Consider the following 18,972-nt stretch of genomic DNA (forward strand, 5'->3'; position numbering starts at 1 on the left):
AAAAAGTAAGCTCAGATTATGATACCATGAATTACACATTCCTATCTAACGGATTAACATCGGCCCTTGAGGTAAACGGAAGTATCGAGTGGTTTCCCGTACCTCGTTATGATTCACCTTCAGTTTTCACCAAGATTCTTGACAGTGAAAAAGGTGGTTACTTTTTACTTACCCCTTTATCAAACGAGTACAAAGTGCAGCAAGAGTATTTAGGTTATTCACTAGTAGTTAAGACCTCTTTCAAGACTACTTCGGGAGAGGCGAAAGTAATAGACTTTCTTCCCCTCTCCTTACCTGCGATCATAAGGCTTTACGATAGTGAAGTGGAGTTGAAAGCTGTCGTCAGACCCGTTTTCAATTACGGTTTAATCAATGCTGGGACTGAAATAGTTGAGGACAAAGGCGTTGTCTACAAAAACCCTTTGTCGAAGGAAGGCTTAGAGCTCCTAATATACGGGAACTTTGAAATAAAATCACCTTACGAGATCACTATTAAACCCGGAAGGGGATACCTCTACTTACTCTATTCAAAAGATTTGAGATACGGACTCTTTAGCCAAAAAGGCTTTGTGTATTCTAAGCCTTACGATGCCTTCTCGAAACTTATAAGCTATACGGAAAAGGAACTGTCCCAAACGAGAAAAGTAAACGTTCTGAGAGATATGTACTACCGCTCCCTATCAGTGATTCTAGGAATGTACTATAAGCCTTCGGGAGGAATTATAGCATCTCCTACGTCTTCGATCCCAGAAATAGTCGGAGAGAGCAGAAACTGGGACTATAGGTTTGTCTGGGTCAGGGACTCCTCTTACGCTGTAGAGGCTCTAGTTAAGGCTGGGTTAACTAACTATGCTAGGAGGACATTAGACTTCTTAATTAGTGTGTTAGATCCCTCCTCAAAGAGCTTCGATCATCCATTTTATACGATTGACGGTACACCACCTCCAGCTGAGGAAACTCTTGATTGGCTAAGCGGATTCCTCAATAGTAAACCCGTTAGGATCGGCAACGCAGCTTATTTACAAATACAAATGGACTTGGAAGGAGAATTTATGAACGCCTTGTACACGTATTATAAGGAGACTGAAGATGATGATTACGTTGATAGGAACTTCTGGGTTATTGAATCAATAGCGTCTTGGGTTAAATCTTCGTGGAGAGACCCGAGCACCGACATATGGGAGGAAAGGGGAGTGACAAGACATTACACCCATACTAAAGTCATGAGTTGGGTGTCGATGGATAGGGCTTCAAAACTGGCTTCAGCACTCGGTTATAGCGAGCTGGCTGAAGAATGGAAGATCACAGCTAATGAAATAAGAGAGGATGTAATGAGGAACGGAGTAAAAGACGGGTCTTTTATAAGGTATTATGGTGGAGATGAAATAGATGCCGCACTCTTAACGTTACCTCTCTACGATTTCATAAAAGCCGAAGATAGAGTGTTTCTGAACACACTAGATAGAATAGAAAAGGAGTTGAAAGTGGGGGAAGGTTTATATTTAAGGTACAGAAAGGACTTCTTGGGCTTTACCGTAAATCCCTTTACGTTAGTGACCTTGTGGATGGCGAGAGTTTACGTAAGATTAAACCAAGAGGGTAAGGCATTGGAGTTACTGGATAGAATTAGGCAATGCTCCTCCCCTCTGGGCTTAATAGGTGAACATGTAGACCTCAAGACGTGTGAGGCAAGGGGTAATTTTCCCCACTTGTTCCCGCACTCTGGGGTAGTAATGACAATAGTTGAACTGGAGGAGAAGAAGAATGAAATACAGCAGAATGTTCCAATTGATCAATGAGGCGATCGAGGAGATAGAAAAATTCGGGTCTTGTGAAAGTGCATATTATATTCTGAAGTACTTGGCTAATAGTCGGGATAACTTGTGCGAAGAAGAGGAAGTTGATTACGATATAACGATAGACAACTTAATTTTCTTAGCTATGAACGGGAAACGTACGGAGAAAAAATATAAGTTATACGTGAACGCTTTTTTCATATACGATATGATATCTTCTTCTCTCGCAGTTCAGAACCCCCTATTCACGTTTAGATGGGGAAAGTTATACTTCATTTACAGCTCTAGAATTGAATCTCACTTGAACGCTCTGGTTAAGAATAAATTTCTATATTTAACTAGGAGTCAAGTTAGACTTACTCAGAGAGGAGAAGAAGAGATGGAAGGAGTCAAAACACTGCTCAGCAAAGACTATTTAAGAAAGATAAATGAGAAGTTGAAGGAAATTGATAAGATGAAGTTGAAAGATTTGAAAATATATACTAAGAATTATCTATTTACAAAAAGTTGAGAACTATTTCATCGATTTCACTTTAACGGAAAAATCTTGCTTCGTAGTAATTATCTGCTTTATCAAGTGAAAAATAGAAAATGACTTCATATTGGGTTTAATAATTTGCAAAGATAAATTAAACGATGCTTACTTATCTTCATCTAGATCCTATTTATTCTTTCAATCCATCTAAATATCTAATTCTAACTATTTCAAAAATTTAGACATGAATTTGAAAGCAATTTACTTTGAAAGGTTAAAAAAATTATATATTATATTTTATTACTTTAAAAAATTATTCCCTATTTTTCTTTGTAGTAAAATTTAATTTAATTAGTTTATATTATACTATTGATATAAAGTTCTACAAAATTGACTAACTTTTTCGATCCTCGTTGCGCTAACGTTTTAAACATGAGTACAACAAATCCCATGTGGAAGAAGTAGAAAAGCTGATAAAAGAAGGTAAATATAAAGATGCCTTAAACCTAGTCGAGGGACAGAAAGACACTCCAATAAAGTTTTACTACTTAGCCCTTATCTATTTCAAGAGCGGGAATTTAAAGGAAGCGTTAAGGTTTGCGGAGAAGGCTAAGAGGACTGGTAATGAACCAAGATTTTCTACCCTTTATAGTTACATACTTTATTCTCTAGGATATGAGCAACAAGACGTCGAGTTATTTGAAAGAGCCCTAAAGGAGATGCAAAAAGCGTTACAGACAAATAAGCAGCTTGAATACGACCCAGAGTTCCTTTACTATATGGCTAACATTCTCTATGAGCTGGAAAATTATAAAGAGGCTCTAGACGCTATTAACAAAGCTATAATAATAAAAGAAGATGAGTCAATGCGTAAACTTAAGGGCGATATACTCTTTAAACTCGGTAAATATGAGGATGCTATAAAGGAGTATGAAAAAGGTATTGAAAAAGACGAGAACCTTTACGCTATAGGCTTTACTTATTACAAGATGGGAGAGCATAAAAAGGCACTCGAATATCTTGATAAGGCAATTACAATTAACCCTGACAATCCATATTATTACGAGACTAAGGCCGAAATACTTCTTGAATTAGAGAAAAAAGAGGAGGCAATTAAAGAGATAAGTAAGGCTTTAGAAATAGACCCAGATAACCCGTACTTAATCTCTACTCAGGTTGAAATTCTGTCTCACTTTGATCAGGAAAAAGCCCTGAAGATTGCACAAGAATTCGTCAAGGATTTTGAAGAATATAGAGATATATTTTGTGAAGACATTAAGGAGAAAAAAATAAAAGGTAAAGTAAAAGAAGAAGTAGAAATTTTGTGTTCATAAGTGAAACAGCTATTAAAGTCCATGTTAATAATTTCCCAGAATAGAGAGCCTTAAGTGAAGGTATTAAAAATCATCAAATCATTATAAGTTTACGTAGATCCTCTAAATCTACATCTTTAAATTTAAATTCACAAAAATTGTCGGTTAATAGAACATAAAGTCCTCGATCTTTTTGGGCGGTATTGAAATAAGGTTATGATAACACTCAGTTAAAATACTTAGTTTTCTACATAAATTACTTACTTTTAACGCACACAAGAAAGTTTTGTTCATTAAGCGTTTCACTCAAATACGCAACAGCTACTACACCATACTTCTTAGAAATCTCAACTAATTCTTTTGCCTTATCTTTTTTATTCACATTTGTTACGAATCCCACTGTGCTGTATTTACTGAATATTACATTCTTAAGAAAAGCCTCTTTGTCATTTATCACGTTAAAGTTAAAGAGCCAACAACGACTCAGGCTTAGCCTCTCCAGATACTCACTAATATGCTTCTCTACGAAGCTCGATGCTGTGACTGTCATTATTAACGCCTCACTAGTTTGGTATATATATACTTAAACTTTATATAAACTTTTATATTCTAGGAGTGGGTGTGACCTACTATAAATCCATAAAAGTATAATAGAAACTCATTAATGTTTTTAACATCATTATTTTGTGCCTTTCAGCAAATATTAAAATATGGGGCTGCTTAGTCGGGGCGAAGATTTTATATTCCATTCAAGGCAATTTTTAAATGCCGCGGTAGCTCAGCCTGGCTAGAGCGCTGCCCTGGTATACAGGGCAGACAGGCAGAGGTCCCGGGTTCAAATCCCGGCCGCGGCTTTTCCGTTCTTCATGATCAGTTTCGTGTATTCAATAATAATAACAAGGTTCTGATCAACACTAAGTATTACTACGGGTCCGAGCTACAATCAGTGGCAATATTGTATAAGAAAATCTCTAAGTCTGTTTATAAATATGGATATAAATAAGGGAAGAAACAAAAAATACCTTTTCTGAGACGACCTTTTATACTAAAGAGTTGCCCGTTACTTCTAAGTACGGTACATTGCCACTACTAGGATAGTAATAAGTCGGCTGTAATACTACTTGAGAATCAACGGGAGGTGCAATTAGATAGTAATAATAGAGGTGAGAGATCCCATTAGGTAAATTACTACTTAGTTGGTTCGTTATATTAACGTAAGGCCCGTTAGCCAACATGAGGTTGGTCAGCGAACTCGTGCCCGAATATATCATAAACTGATAATTGGTCTCAGGACCTATCTCCACGATGGCTCCGGTATTTAACGGTAAGCATACTTGTTTATTCATCGTCACCACTGGGTTAGACCCTGAAGTACTATATATTGTTAACTCGAGATAAGTTATAGAACCACTCACATAACCCTCAATAACGTACATGTACTTGTTGTTAGCACTCAATAACTCGTTACTAGAGGAATAACCTTCTAACGTATTGTTTACATACAATGTCACGTTATATTCAGTCGGGGTCACCGGTTTCACGTTTAAAGAGATGTCTACTTGGTAAGTTTGGTTGGTTAACAAGGCGTTAACAACCGTAGTAGACCCGTTATTTGGAACTACGTCAAACCAACCCGTCATATATAATGGAGCATTGCTGTCTAATCCCAAGGGTAACACGTACTTAATCTCCTGATTATTTACGTAATTATTTGCAACACCTGGTTGAATAATAATGTTATTATTGTTTCCTTTAAAGCAGATATCTTGCCCGTAAAGTATAGCATAGCCATCTGATGTTAAACAAGTATCTCCTTTAAAGGTTATCGTGTATGATTGTATTGCAACTTGTCCGTTAACATTTATTATGTTATTCCCATGGAGGTTAGTTGAACTTGTTGAAGATGATAAAGATCCAGCATTGATTATAAGATTACCATTAGGTATATTTAACTGTGAACCTCCACTGAATACCACGTTAGTTGACTGACCATTTATAACCATACCTCCTTGCACATCTATATTACTATTTCCGCAAAATGCGACATTACCTGATTGACCATTAGTCTGTAAGAATACGGGATATTTACTGTCTATAACAGTGTCACCATAAAATGTAATACGATTAGCACTCATGCTCATTACGGGGGAGTTTTGATAAATACATACATTGCCATTGAACTTTATACTAGAGGAGGAACTTGTTAAGTTCATAATCGTCGGTCCGTCAGATACTATTTTAATTTTAGTTGCACTAAAAGTTACGCAGGCACCACTTGCTGAGGAATTGAATAATAGTCCCTCTTTGGCTACCATATTTAAGTTATTTTCTACGCCTACACTTCCCTCAAACACTGGAATACTATTAAACGTGATATTGGCTGCATTTGACACAGTAAATATGTCCTCAAATATTACTAAACTATTAAATGTTAAGTTCACTCCTTGATCAGTAACGGGGCATTCAAATATAACTGGAGCGTTGAAGGTAATGTTGAAAGGTCCACTTCCGGCAGACGTGGTAAAAACTACGGAGTGAGTAAAGATGGTTGGAGTATTTATTGTTACGGGTTCTGACACTGAAATTGAGGTAGTCGGATTAGTCTGAAATTGACTTTTGTACTGGTTGTATATCTGGTTTGCCTCATGTTCTAATTGCAACTGGTATTCATAAGGGTTATATAGTTCATACAACGGATTAAGCAAATCGGTCATAGGCACGTAAGGAATATTATTACTGGGACCAGTTGGAGGTAACTGAGGTGAACCGTGTGTAGTAATGCTTGTACCAGGTGAATAGTACAAGTAGTAGGCTGAAACATGGTCATGACCATTAATTATAAGCTGACCTTGTCCTCCGTCATTATATCCGATATCACCAGGCATACTTATTTCATCGTTTCCATCAAAAGTTACCGTAGAACCGGGGGCTGTTTCAAATAGTAACGAATATTGTCCGAAATACTGTTCAAATAATTGTCCGTAAGTAGTTATGATCACACTAGATACATTCCCTGAGTAAGTATTCACATATTGTTGAGCTTCAATTACTGGATATGCAATCCTGAACATTTGACCAGATACGTTAGCTAAAATCCATAAGACTGGTACATAAGACGCGTTAGTCGTGAAGCTCACGTTCAAAACGCTATTTGGCTCTACCTCAAACGCGTAAAAACTAATACCAGCTATACTCCTAGTTAGTAGGTTTACTTGAGTGTTCTGGAATGTCACTTCTTTTGTTACTCCGCTCCCTAAAACGCTGACGTAACCAATGTAGTCAGGATTAGAAATTTGGTTTATATAACCGCCATAATAGCCCTCCGGAATGTAGTTGTATGGGGCATAGTTGGTTTTCATTAAGAAGGGTACTACATATAAAGGCCCACTGAAGTTTAAGTTTAAGGTTACTAATGACCTTACTGATAAATTCAACGGCATATTAGGTTCTGTAGGTATTATGTAGCTTATAACCGGTGGTGAGTACGATATATATATTTCCTTAGACAATTCCATTGCTGTCTGTAAGGGTATAATACTATTCGAGGTGATAGCACTTAGAGACGAATAATAACCTACAACAACTACAGCTAAGGATATCGTAATCATAACAAGAATTAGAGTTGTGACTCCACTACTCATGAGTGAATTTTGCCTAATCCTCTATTTTAATTTTTCTTTCAGATACAAGGTTAACGAAAATTTTTAGGACAATTAACGTATCATGTTTGTGAAACTAACATATATCATATTAGCAAAACTAATTTTTTCTCGTCAGATTTGCATTTACCTTTGATGACTGATAATTGGATCGCTCTGTATTTTAAAAGCAAGTCAAGGATAACGAGCACTCTAAGAACACGTTTAAGCCTTCGCTAGGATAGCAAAAGGCCTTGTTCTTTGAAGTCTCACCGATTATTAGGACTATAGGTTAGCAAAATGCACTCTTATTAAAAACTGCGTGTTAAGAACTACGTCACCGCTTAGACTTTGAATCAAAATTATAGAATATTATGTAATCTAATTTATCTTTCACCACTTCCCTATATTTTTTACACCTTTAACTTCACTAATCTAGTGAAGAGTGTTGTTAACACGTCAAAGCTATGTCTATCTATGCTTAGCCTTAGGAAAGTTCCTATTCGCTTACTCAATCCACTGTTTAGAAGCGTCCGTTAGACGACGTGTTCATCTAACCTTACGTTCATTTTCAGAGTAGACAGATAAAAAATTATAAATAAATTTTTAGCATATTTATCCTAAAATCTCTATTATACATCATTCAATTCTATACAGATAATCGGAAATAATTAGTTAAGCTAATATTATCGAACGAAAGGAATAAATAGAAGGTTTTACAGACTATTTTACATGGTATCAGTAGCAGCTAGTGAGTTTCTGTTAGTCGCTGCAGCCTTAGTTATAGGGTTAGTCTTCTTTGGGCTCACCCAAGCATTAATAATCCCCCAATATGCTTTTACACTCGCCGAACAACAAGCTAGGACTTTAGCGTCAGCGTCTCTTATTTCAGTTTCTCCTCCAGACATAGGTACTAATGGGTATTCCTTTGTAGTATATCCTTACATACCTGGTTTCAATGGTAACGTTACGGTCTTTATGTTTGAAGAACCTGCGTCTTCACTACCTTCTATAGCCGTTCTTACCCCCCAGTCTTCATCCACTCCTTTTTCAGCTAGTTTCCCTAACGGGACAAGTATGACTAAGGTAACAGTAGGTCCCGTCTATGACACTAATGGACATGAACTCACAGAGTCAATAACGGGTTATACGTTACCGGCTAATTATCCGTTCGTGATAAGTGGTACTATACCAAGAGGGGAGATATTAATAATATGGATGATATATAGTACGGGAAATTACTATTTCAGGGTAGCATACACATATACTACGGGGTGATGGTTGTGAAAGCACAAGCTTCTGTGATTGTCGGGCTAATATTTATGATCTTGTTGTTTAGTGTGATAATACCATTCCTCGCGTTCACTATGACCTCACCGTCTTACGACATTCAAGGTAAGCAATATGTCTCTCAGGCTACACAAGCAAGGGATCAACAAATGTTCCAGATAGAAAGCGGGGATCCTTTAATATCCTACGTACTAACTCCGAGCGGACAAGACGTATTAAAATTCGAATTCCTCCACGGCTTTTATCCTCTGCAAATTAGGGGGATTTATTACTTTAATGGGACTTCATGGGTACCTGCATACCCTGGAAACTTGACCGTGAGTTCCGATCTGACGATATACTTGTTTACGCCAAGCTTTTATTCGGGACCTATAGATATAGTAACGTCTTATGCTAACCAAATAGTACTCTATCCAAAACAATTCGGTGGGCTGGAGTGTACCAACATATGGACTTTGTTCTTAAATAATCAACAGTCCAGTGCATACATCACGTTATACCCGGGACAGAATACGCAAGTTGAGTATATATATGCTGAGGGCTCGCCTAGTACAGAAACAGTGACCAGTGAAATGACTTTGAACTTACCTAATGGCACGGAAATATTCGAACCTAACACTACTGCTCTTCCACCAGTAATAGGTTCAGGGGAAATAGTAGCTCTTCCAAACGGTACTACTATAATATTCCCAAATCCTACAGCTACTGGAGTAGTCGCTATTAAGATAATCAAGGACTATGCGACTGTGGAAGTTAGTGGGGGGTATATACTAGAGAAATGCCTTCACGCCAACGGTTTACCTCTGTCTTCTTTCCTCACCGGGTACCAGAGTGACAACGACCACATAGGCATGTTAAATGCTACGAAATGCGGCGGGAGTAACAACCCAATGCTACAGAACCAAACAATAATACAGTGGGTAATACCAGACTCTGGAATCTACCAAGGGTTAGATATACCGTATGTTGAAGCTTCTACTGGTCCTAATGGTGGAGGACCAGGAGGTGGACCAGGTGGTGGAAGACCAGGAGGTGGACCAAGTTCTCAAAATTGTATTAATCTACTTAGCAGTGGTCCTAAGGCAAATGTACCCTATTACTCGAATTACGCGCCGCTAGGTGGTTATGCAGTGTGGACTGGTGACGCTGGCATTGTAATAGGTAATGGGATAGCTAATACAGGTAATCCCCCCGGTGGTGGCAACAATAATGAATTTTATATAGCATTTACTGTACAATTGTATAACGACACGTGGGTAACGATAGTAGACCCCAACCCTGTACCAGCTGAAACTACATTAAACGGAAAACAAGCTACGTACCTTATGATGATTGCTGGTTCATATAACGCCTCAACCGGCGTTATGTCCCTATATGTCAACGGTTCATTAGTTTCACAAGTACAGTTAAAACCTAATTTACAGCTAAATAATAGCCCACTATCTATAATAGACGTCGGGTCAGTATATAATGGTAGTAACAAATTACTTAAATCATTACCGGGGGTCGCAGGTGATGTAAATACAGGTGACTCAAAGTATTACTCTTTTGACGGTGCTTTAGGTCCAACTATTATCTATAATGTTTCGCTTACACCTAACGCGATAAACTTCTTGTACCACGGTGGACTACCCGACTTTAATGACATAAAAGTAATGTGGACTCAGAACTACGTAGTTTACTCTAAGATAAATAATGTTTATCCATTGCAAACCGAGGAATGTTATAGTACACAACAACCTCATGCAAATAATGGACAATACGGAACTATAAACGGTCAGATGGTAGGGTATGAGGTATATAACTTAGTGAACGAGAGCCAATACGATGCGTTTTGGGGATTAGGTGGTGCCATACCTACTGCTTTCACACCGTTCGGTAGTTTGGTGTTATGGAGTGGTGCAACCCCGTTAGTGTTTAACCCCGCTGTACTATCAGAGACCGGTCAGAATGTGACAATAGAATTCCAAGCTAACTTGGTTCCCCCTGAGAAGGGTACTTATACCTTTTCCTTTAACTTTACGGATTGTCCACCGGGGATTACCTCCGAGACTCATAATAATAACAATTTCGTGTGGGCAAATGAGTATGGTAAAGTTTACATAAACGGAAAATTGGTGTTTAACGGGTATATGAGTAGTAATAAGCAGATACATGTCCTTTATTCAAATGACCCCTCAGCGGTCGTAAAAAACCAACCAACATTTGATCATACCCTGACCGGCAGTGTAAACATTACTATAGTCTTTACATTTAATATACCATCCGACTATAGTACATCCGAGCCATTAGGTATATTCTTCGGGTTGATGTGGATACCACCCGGCTATAGTTCGTTTGTCCCGGTACCGATTAGCTCTTTCCAAACTTCTTCTGAGTGATTCGTATGACAATTAACGCAAAACCAATTATTTTTGCTTTTTTTGTAGTAGTTGCCTTAGCTTCTGTGGAGACAGTGTCTTATGATCCGATATCCTTATCCATCCCTCAGGGTTCAAACACTTTCACGTTTGCAAATGGTGAACTTTATTTAGGTACTGTTAATGGGATATTCTCGTTAGAGAATAACTCCTATATTTTGACGGGCTATGATATCAAATGTCTTGCTTTCCTTGATGGGTTCTATTTCATAACTACAAATGGTTCTCTGTACTTTTATAATGGGACAGTAACACAAATCGACGTCCCTTTACCCCAAAGGTTATTTGTAGATAACTATACTAGCGAACTGTATGTAACAGCTAACTATCAATATGTGTACATAATTAAGGGCACTCATATAGTTAAGTCTTACTACATTTACGAGAGCTTTGGATTCCTTACGTTTACAAATTCCTATGCTATTGTCGACTCTGAGGAAGGTTATACTTTCTTGTGTTATAACGGGAGTAACAGGACGGTCATCTACTATCAGGATGCTCTGACAGCTATGACTTTCGCTAATAATACATTTATATCTGGGAGCTTTTCCCCTAACGGGCTATGGGTTTTTAACAACTTATCGGTGTTGGACTTATTCGTTATACCCGTAAACTACTTCTCTCAATTACCTTATTACAACATCGACTACGTACCTCTACCTTTTACCCCCTACTGGATATACTATAATAACGGGCTTGTGTATGTGGCTGGGGAGACGGGATATGAAGTCTTAGATTCCCTTAACGGATATCAAGTAATTTACTCTAACTTTACTCCGGTCTCAGACGCAACAGGTTATAACGGAGCTTTTTATGTGCTCACTAAATACGGACTAGTGAAAGTTGAGTTGCTCCCTCCACCAGTATACGTGTTGACGCTTAAGGAATTAGGTCTACCTTCTTACGGTACTTTTACAGTTGAAATCAACGGTCAGGACTACACATCTACTAACGGTTCTATAACACTTAAGTTAGCCGGTAATGTATTGTATAATATTACTTTTATGAACTACTTGGGATTTAAGCCTAACATAACGTCGATAGAGTTAAACTTAACTGGCAATACAGATTTAGATGTTAGGTACACCTCCGAATTAGTACAAGTCAAAGTAGATTTAGAAGGAGTTAAAAACGGTACTCATTGGATACTTTATGTTAACGGTACTCCATATAATGAGTCTTCACCCGTAGTCAATTTATACTTAAGTAATTCTACTACTTACTTCATAAACGTCTCCGTACCTAATTATAAGGTATTCCCTGTTAACTTGGAATACCAAGTGAACGGTAATAATACGTTAGTTTTCTCAGCTACACCGATACCGGTTCAGAATGCGTCAACGGCTAGCAGCAATAAAAGTATAGCATCTTCTATCACTAATCCTTCTTTCGATTTTTACATATTGCTTGTAATTATTTTTGTTACAGTTATATTTTTCTTTCTCTACCTCGTTAGAGGTGTAAGAAAAAATGGTTAGAAAGCTTAGAAAAGGATTATCTGATATAATAGGGTTTCTTATTTTATTAATTTTCATTCTAGGAGTTATGGTGCCTCTTCTCTTTTATGTAACCTATTCCTACTCCCAAGATCTAGTACCAGAGAGCCCTCCTCAACCTAACATAGGGGTAATCAATATTACTTATACTGTTCCTCTATATGGGACGTCAAAGCTATTGATTCAGTGGACAGCTGGGTCTCCAAAACCAATAGTATTTTGCATATATAATTACTCGATAAAGGGTGAGTGGGTTAAGGCAAATTATGTGGCCGGCAATCCCAGTTCATCGAATACTGAATGTTTTGTAATTAATGGTCCGGCTAACACTTTACTAGTCCAGTTAGAGTACCTTAACGAGACTTACTACGCTCAAGTAGGTACTAATAGCTCTGTCTTGGTGGGATAATGAGTGGGATAAAAAACGTGAGAAAAAATAAAGGAGTGAGTAATGTTGTCGCAGCCATGTTGATATTGATCATAATAGTGACGTTAGCAGTTTCTACGGCAGTTACATTGCAGTTGGAGAACTCGGAGTATAGTACCACGACATATGTTATGGAAAATTATAAGTACTTACACGACTTGATGGAGGCTCAGTTAAAGAACGATATACTCAACATATCGTACTATGCTTTTCCGACGAATAGCGGTTATTGTTTGGAAATAACATTTCAACTTAATCCTCAATTTGACTATTCTAGTCCTTATAGTGTAAATATAACGTGTATAATCGCGTATAATAGTCAGGGACTTGAACCGATGATGATTACGTCCCCCCAACAAATGAAATACCCTATAAATATACATATATCTACGTCCCCCTACACCTTGTTAATACAGTCAAGTTCAGCACCAGATATATATATCATCTTTGGGAACGGAGTAACTGTATTTCTACCGCCTAACGCGTCGGTATGACAGCTAACTTAGAAGTTTTTTAAAAACATCAACCCTACAATACGAGTCTTCCTTTTCTAAACGTTGTCTAAACCTCAACAAATTATTAAGTATGTTAAAATAGTCTGTATTATGCTTTACACTTATTTATTGTCAAGGCTAAAGGAACTCGGTTGTTTCTCCCTCTACATAGGTAGAGAGCCAGTAGATTTACAAGGACTAGCCGTAAAAATGCTCGTGAAGGGTTACGGTATTGTGGAGGGTGAGATGAAGGGAGTAACTGTAGCTAATATTGACGGCATTAGACTCCTGAAAGGTAGGGGGGAGGAAATTAGTGACTGTATTTATAGGAAAGGTGGTAAGAACGTTCTTGATAACCCCCCGCAATACCCTAAAATTGTTGTAGACCTAGGCCTATTCAACAGATTAGATGAGGACGAGAAGAAGAAGACTTTAACGCAATTATTTATGACTTTGAACGTGGTGAGAAAGTTTTGGTGGGATGGGAATATGGTGGTAGTCGGAGGTATAAAGGTTGGAAAAGCCTTGACAGTGAGCTCGTTTAGCGTTGACGCCCCTGCTATAGTGCTCGACCCTTATGGTGATGTCGATGCAAACGAGGAAATAATAAGGAATTCGGACGTATTCATCATGGGAGGAATTGTAGATAAGGGAAGAAGACTGAAATACGCCACTACCGAGTTAGCTAAGATGAGGAGCTATGACTACCCCCGTGTAAGGATAAAGTTACGGGGGTCTGTAGTTGGAGTCCCAGACGAGTTTAACAAGATAGCCGAAATCGTGCTGAAAGTTAAGGAAGGTGAAAGTTTGGAGGAAGCGGTGATATCAACTATGTCGAAAGGTGACAAAGTGGCTAGGATCTTGTATGACGTCCACAGGCTAGGCTTAGACGTTTTAGAAGTGGAATTAAAATGGTTAAAAGCTGACGATAAGGTTTTACACATGGTGAAATCGAGGCTGAGGATGACCTCATGATGTGTTAAACATGTATAACAGTGAAACTTATTAAACAGTGTGACAATATTAACATATGTCTTCAAATCCTCAAGATCAAAACAACAATAATAGAAAGACCATTACTATAAGGGGAGTAGATAGCGATCTATATAACAGGATAGTAAATCTGTCAAGACAGAGCGGGAAGACGGTAGGGGAAATAATGAACCAAGCTATGAGTACTTTTCTTGGATTAGCGGGAAAAGCTGGGGAAAAGATCGACGATGCAGTTTCCAAGGCTAGGGAGACGGGGAAGGCATTTATCGATGGGTTTAACGAGGCTAAAAAGGACGTCGTGATCATATCCGACGTTGAAGAACTTGAGGCTAATAAGAACGAGATAACGAGTCTGGGTAAACCCGTCTTGTTCAGGAACATAAAAAAACTCGTGTTAGAAGACATAGATGAGCCTACTCTAGATAGATATATCGACTCTATCGTGTCAGTGGATGAGCTCGTTATACCTAGATCGTTAAATAAGTTTAAAGTTTTACAAAAATGTAAGTTCGTAAAGAGGATAACTCAAGTCCCGTGAAAGAGGCCTTTTCTCGTCATAGTAATGCAATCGTTGGCAAAATAATGGGTATGAGCAAAGTTAAAATAAAACCACTTATCATTGCCCCTACAGCGTATTCTCCGCCTAACAAGTCCACGTATAGAGGTAACGTTACGTCCATAGACGTAGCCCCTCCTATGGCTATAGCACCTATAGGAGTTGCCTTCACTCTTAGTAAGATCGGTAACAAGATGAAAGCTAATTGCTCTCTCAGGAAGTTGCTCAGAAACCCGACTACGCCAAGAGCTGGACCGAAGTATTTAGCGACGAATGGTCCCGTATACGAATACCAACCTGATCCTAAGGTTATCATTAAACTTGCCTTTAAGGGAATTAAGGGGGAGAAGATCACTGAGAGTATTATAGCCCCTACCACGTCAACCGTAACTGCTAAGATCGCTAGTGCCGTAGTCCTCTTGAGTAATCCTATGTTAAAGCTCCTGCCTATCTCAATACCTATAATTACAGCCAAAAAGTATAACTCATAGTCTATGATGAATGTAAAAGGTAGCTCAAACCTGATTCCAAGTCCCAAGATAAGACCCAAAACCAAAGGTATAACGTATTTTATTTGCATCCTCAAGTTAACTTTCATAGGGTATAAATGAACTTTGTCTATAAAGAATAAGCCTATAACATATGTTATGAGGATTAACAAGGTTGCCATAATTAGGGATATTAACAGAACGCTAGCGATCTCGTTGACTGGAATTGTAACGCCTCCCCAATAGGAAATAGTGAATATCAAGACTAGCACTGTAGTTTCCGTGATCACTGAAGGCAGTTTGACTTTCCTTCCTATAGCCATACTTATAAGATATAGAGAGAGAAAAGTCAGTGTAAAGTTCATACAACTCAATATAATATTCTGCTTAAATGATTATCCTTACTTTAGTGGAGAGAAATAAGTTTTGTCTAAAACTTTCTTCCTCCTTATCTTCTTTTAATTGCCGCAAATAGCATTAAAAGCGAGGAGATTATCAGTAATACCACAGACACAACATTTACTAGGTTGATAGAAACTACTGCGTTTTCCACTATGGGTTTATTTACCATGATCACAACTCCATTCGGTAAATTATATGTCCCAGTCCACTTTACACTCTCGAAAAAGGGAACTGTAGTATTTAACCTTATTTCACTGCCCTTAAAGTACCATGACTTCTGTCCGTTTATTGTGACCAAGTATTGTGGGTAATAAATTACTGTAATTGAGGTAGGTTTTATTAATGTAAAATTAGAGAAAGGTAATACAGAGAGGACTGCATATCTTTCCGTACTATTTATTGGGTAAGTTACGTTAGTCAGAACTTGTATCTTACTTCCGTTGAAATACCACCCGTTAGTGAAATTGACGAGGTGACCGTTAACAAGGGCTAATACAAGATAATGTGAACTCACGTTAACGAAGAATTGTAACCTCCAAATAGCTGTAAAGTTCAGGGGAGATTCAATTCTTATTGTCATATTATTAATCAGGACATACCTGCTATAATTGTTAACGTAATGGTATTGAACCGGCACGTATATTGAAAGTCCGGAGTCGTACCATCCCGTAGTAAAGTTCATGATCATCCCGTTTGCTATGCCTCTTAGCGGGTACGGAGAAAGGACGTTTACAAGGAACTGTTTAACTAACGACACATTTATAGCTACAGGCTTATTGACGATTATGTAAGTAATGTTAGGAGAACATGCTATCCTCTCGCTAGACGCGATAAAATCGTAGTAGGCTACCTTAAACACTATAGAAGTCCCGTTATTATACCACCCACTTGTAACATCCATTAAAGTCCCATTTACATACCCTTCCAACTCTCTGTTTATACTTACGTAGTATTGGTAACTAGAGATTATGGTAATCGTCATAGATGAGTTAACTATAACGTGGAAAGGAGTTGGTATGTAGTATACTACTCTTTCGTCATTGGAAAGGTAATGGTAATTGTTCGGCACCGTTATCATTGTTCCATTATTATACCATCCTGAAGTTATGTTCTGGTAACTCCCGTTTACTTCTACTAACGCCTTGTAAGGGACTATAACGTAGTACTGTAATAAGAATCTTGCTGTGAAATTAATGGGTGAGTTCAATGTTACGTTAAGGTTGTTGGTTAAGATCCACCTCTCGGTTTTCGAGCTGTAGTATATTTGCGGAGGGATGAGGACTCTTGAGCTCTGGTTTATCCATTGTATATGTGTAGCCGTCATATTAATCCCGTTAACCAGTTCGTATAATGGCAGGGGAGAGTTTATTATCAGTCTGTATTGTGTTATCCATGAGGCTGTGTAGTTTATGTTCGGTTGACTTACAATGAAGCTGGTGGGATTTAGTAATTCTTCTCTTATACCCGTTGATAAATAATAATATTGCAGTGGGATCACTACTTTTGAAGAGGAGTTAAACCACTGGTTCCCAGTCACGTTCAATGTTTTCCCGTTGACTTCTACTATTAAAGGGTACTCGGTCTTAATATTTACCAAGTACTGTAAAACTACGGTTACGTGTATTGTTATGTTAGTCGTAATTACTATATATGTTACGTTAGGAATTAGAAGTTCCCTTTCCCCCGGTGCTATTACAGAGTAATTGCATATGGGTAATTCTATTACTTCTCCGTAATAGTATTCACCCGATTTGATGAGTGCGGGGGTTCCGTTCAATGTCCCCCACATGGGTATATTAATTGTGACCTTCAATAAGTTAGGTATTCGGATATAACTCACAAACACTTGATAATAGCCGTTTGACAAAGTGATTATATTGTTAGTGGTATTATAACTACCACTGCTATTTAGCACCTTGCTTATAGGCAAATAGCGGTAAAGTGATGTATTAAACAGCGGAAGTTGTACGGTAATACTGGAGGGTGAGGTGTAAGATGTGTAATAGGACTCTCCGTAATCCGGTTCTTGAGTGTTATAAGGTACATTTGCTGTAGTGTTATACCCGTTAACTAAGTAGTAGTGGTTTGAGAGTACTGTAACTAGTGTCCACCCCGGGATCAAAGGTGTAAAATAGCTCGTCAAATAGGACGGGTTTGGGTTGCCGATAGTCACACAGACCATACCGTTATTACCCAAGGTTGCTTGTATGTTAGATGAAGTCTCTGCTGTGTCGAAGCCATAGTTATAAACTTCTGGAAACGGTGAGTATAAGTTAGTTCCCGTAACCTTATAATATATTGCTAATTGAGATTTCATTGACGAGAATGTAGCTATAGCTCCGTTTGAAAACCCTCCCCAGACAAGCTCAGCATCAAAATACTCCCCATTTCCGGTTAATTGGGGTGCCACTAAGATATAGGCGTTAAGGATATTGTTTAATGTTATTATCACGGTGTCATATTTAACGTAAGAGCCACCCATTTCATATCCTATACAAACTTCCGCCTCACTTTGGGTTTTTGACACATTTATGAAAAGTAACAATGACATGGGAGTTGAGAAGGATTGATAAGATGTCGAATAGTAGTAATATGATACCACTTGTCCATTATTTGTGGTTGTTGTTGTCACCTGACCATTACCATATATATATGCTGGGTTCAATCCGGCACCATTTGCTGTAAAGTTCCAAATATTGTCTATGAAACGCATTTGAGATCCTTCGAATTGTATTGCATTCTGTATCCAATATTCCTGGAGGTTACTTAAGGAGCTCATCACTAGCACCACATTCAGCTGCAGAGAGGCACCGCTCGTAGACAGTGATCCTATATATACATAACCCATTACAGAACTTGTCTCAACTGCAACTTTTACCCCCGAGGGACTAACACCGTTAGATGAGACTCCAATGGGATAATAAGGAGGGTCTTTGGTGTAAACCTTAGGGATCAATGCAGGTGTTGAAGAGATGGGAGTGAATGTAATGAGGTCTAGAAGAAAAGAAGTGATCAAGAGTAAAGTTAACAGTAATCTTAAATTCATATCTAGTTTTTAAAATCACAGTTTTAAAAACTTTTGAGAACGGAAAACATAGCTAAGGACAGAAGTATTAAAGAGAGAAATATTAAAACAAATGCAATGACTATACTGTCGTAAATCGGCTTTAAATAATGTAAAAAA

Annotated in this window: 14 protein-coding genes and 1 tRNA gene; 11 read left to right on the forward strand and 4 right to left on the reverse strand. The window is 38.1% G+C overall.

The genetic code is table 11. From position 1 onward, the window contains the following. Nucleotides 1–26 precede the first annotated feature (26 nt). The 3 genes from treH2 to WIW72_RS05930 all read left to right on the forward strand — a co-directional run bounded on the left by treH2 (nucleotide 27) and on the right by WIW72_RS05930 (nucleotide 3,605). Complete coding sequence (treH2, locus tag WIW72_RS05920) at nucleotides 27–1,799, forward strand: alpha,alpha-trehalase TreH2 (protein ID WP_337721273.1); 1,773 nt, start codon at nucleotides 27–29, stop codon at nucleotides 1,797–1,799. Next, nucleotides 1,765–2,307, forward strand: coding sequence for a hypothetical protein (locus tag WIW72_RS05925; protein ID WP_337703065.1), 543 nt, complete (start codon nucleotides 1,765–1,767; stop codon nucleotides 2,305–2,307). Before treH2 ends, WIW72_RS05925 begins: the two co-directional genes overlap by 35 nt. A gap of 416 nt (nucleotides 2,308–2,723) precedes the next feature. Further along, nucleotides 2,724–3,605, forward strand: a complete 882-nt coding sequence (locus tag WIW72_RS05930) for a tetratricopeptide repeat protein (protein WP_337703067.1) — start codon at nucleotides 2,724–2,726, stop codon at nucleotides 3,603–3,605. A gap of 235 nt (nucleotides 3,606–3,840) precedes the next feature. On the opposite strand, the gene WIW72_RS05935 is transcribed toward WIW72_RS05930, so the two are convergent. Beyond that, a complete protein-coding gene (locus WIW72_RS05935; protein WP_337703069.1) occupies nucleotides 3,841–4,134 on the reverse strand; it encodes a hypothetical protein in 294 nt (97 codons plus the stop codon). Between the two features lie 217 nt (nucleotides 4,135–4,351). Here WIW72_RS05935 and WIW72_RS05940 point away from each other — a divergent pair. Beyond that, nucleotides 4,352–4,438 (forward strand) — tRNA-Thr (locus tag WIW72_RS05940). Nucleotides 4,439–4,624: 186 nt separating this feature from the next. Here WIW72_RS05940 and WIW72_RS05945 read toward each other — a convergent pair. Beyond that, entirely contained in the window at nucleotides 4,625–7,225 is a 2,601-nt protein-coding gene (locus WIW72_RS05945) for a hypothetical protein (protein WP_337703071.1), read from the reverse strand. Between the two features lie 729 nt (nucleotides 7,226–7,954). On the opposite strand from WIW72_RS05945, the gene WIW72_RS05950 reads away from it, so the two are divergent. The 7 genes from WIW72_RS05950 to WIW72_RS05980 all read left to right on the forward strand — a co-directional run bounded on the left by WIW72_RS05950 (nucleotide 7,955) and on the right by WIW72_RS05980 (nucleotide 14,880). Continuing rightward, nucleotides 7,955–8,500, forward strand: coding sequence for a hypothetical protein (locus WIW72_RS05950; RefSeq protein WP_337703073.1), 546 nt, complete (start codon nucleotides 7,955–7,957; stop codon nucleotides 8,498–8,500). A gap of 5 nt (nucleotides 8,501–8,505) precedes the next feature. Next, nucleotides 8,506–10,893, forward strand: a complete 2,388-nt coding sequence (locus tag WIW72_RS05955; protein WP_337721274.1) for a hypothetical protein — start codon at nucleotides 8,506–8,508, stop codon at nucleotides 10,891–10,893. A 5-nt stretch (nucleotides 10,894–10,898) separates the two neighbouring features. Beyond that, the gene (locus WIW72_RS05960; protein WP_337703077.1) at nucleotides 10,899–12,410 is read left to right on the forward strand and encodes a hypothetical protein; all 1,512 of its coding nucleotides are present in this window, start codon (nucleotides 10,899–10,901) and stop codon (nucleotides 12,408–12,410) included. Continuing rightward, complete coding sequence (locus tag WIW72_RS05965) at nucleotides 12,403–12,837, forward strand: hypothetical protein (RefSeq protein WP_337703079.1); 435 nt, start codon at nucleotides 12,403–12,405, stop codon at nucleotides 12,835–12,837. The genes WIW72_RS05960 and WIW72_RS05965 overlap by 8 nt, the downstream gene beginning before the upstream one ends. After that, entirely contained in the window at nucleotides 12,837–13,349 is a 513-nt protein-coding gene (locus WIW72_RS05970) for a hypothetical protein (RefSeq protein ID WP_337703081.1), read from the forward strand. Before WIW72_RS05965 ends, WIW72_RS05970 begins: the two co-directional genes overlap by 1 nt. A gap of 108 nt (nucleotides 13,350–13,457) precedes the next feature. Continuing rightward, complete coding sequence (locus WIW72_RS05975) at nucleotides 13,458–14,324, forward strand: tRNA (adenine(9)-N1)-methyltransferase Trm10 (protein ID WP_443294885.1); 867 nt, start codon at nucleotides 13,458–13,460, stop codon at nucleotides 14,322–14,324. 55 nt (nucleotides 14,325–14,379) lie between these two features. Then, entirely contained in the window at nucleotides 14,380–14,880 is a 501-nt protein-coding gene (locus tag WIW72_RS05980; RefSeq protein ID WP_337703085.1) for a CopG family ribbon-helix-helix protein, read from the forward strand. Between the two features lie 16 nt (nucleotides 14,881–14,896). Here WIW72_RS05980 and WIW72_RS05985 read toward each other — a convergent pair whose 3' ends face one another. Then, nucleotides 14,897–15,751 (reverse strand): lysine exporter LysO family protein, encoded by an 855-nt coding sequence (locus WIW72_RS05985; RefSeq protein ID WP_337703087.1) that lies wholly within the window; start codon nucleotides 15,749–15,751, stop codon nucleotides 14,897–14,899. An 83-nt stretch (nucleotides 15,752–15,834) separates the two neighbouring features. Beyond that, nucleotides 15,835–18,834: a thermopsin family protease gene (locus WIW72_RS05990; RefSeq protein WP_337703089.1), complete on the reverse strand. Its 3,000-nt coding sequence runs from the start codon at nucleotides 18,832–18,834 to the stop codon at nucleotides 15,835–15,837. Between the last annotated feature and the right edge of the window lie 138 nt (nucleotides 18,835–18,972).

It is taken from the genome of Stygiolobus sp. CP859M, from assembly GCF_037389975.1.
In the GTDB taxonomy this organism is placed as follows: Archaea; Thermoproteota; Thermoprotei_A; order Sulfolobales; family Sulfolobaceae; genus Stygiolobus.

Coding starts and splice junctions, on each gene's coding strand:
- WIW72_RS05965 (WP_337703079.1), top strand. CDS start 12,403: ATGGTTAGAAAGCTTAGAAAAGGATTATCTGATATAATAGGGTTTCTT.
- WIW72_RS05980 (WP_337703085.1), top strand. CDS start 14,380: ATGTCTTCAAATCCTCAAGATCAAAACAACAATAATAGAAAGACCATT.
- treH2 (WP_337721273.1), top strand. CDS start 27: ATGAATTACACATTCCTATCTAACGGATTAACATCGGCCCTTGAGGTA.
- WIW72_RS05925 (WP_337703065.1), top strand. CDS start 1,765: ATGAAATACAGCAGAATGTTCCAATTGATCAATGAGGCGATCGAGGAG.
- WIW72_RS05970 (WP_337703081.1), top strand. CDS start 12,837: ATGAGTGGGATAAAAAACGTGAGAAAAAATAAAGGAGTGAGTAATGTT.
- WIW72_RS05990 (WP_337703089.1), bottom strand. CDS start 18,834: ATGAATTTAAGATTACTGTTAACTTTACTCTTGATCACTTCTTTTCTT.
- WIW72_RS05950 (WP_337703073.1), top strand. CDS start 7,955: ATGGTATCAGTAGCAGCTAGTGAGTTTCTGTTAGTCGCTGCAGCCTTA.
- WIW72_RS05935 (WP_337703069.1), bottom strand. CDS start 4,134: ATGACAGTCACAGCATCGAGCTTCGTAGAGAAGCATATTAGTGAGTAT.
- WIW72_RS05960 (WP_337703077.1), top strand. CDS start 10,899: ATGACAATTAACGCAAAACCAATTATTTTTGCTTTTTTTGTAGTAGTT.
- WIW72_RS05985 (WP_337703087.1), bottom strand. CDS start 15,751: ATGAACTTTACACTGACTTTTCTCTCTCTATATCTTATAAGTATGGCT.
- WIW72_RS05945 (WP_337703071.1), bottom strand. CDS start 7,225: ATGAGTAGTGGAGTCACAACTCTAATTCTTGTTATGATTACGATATCC.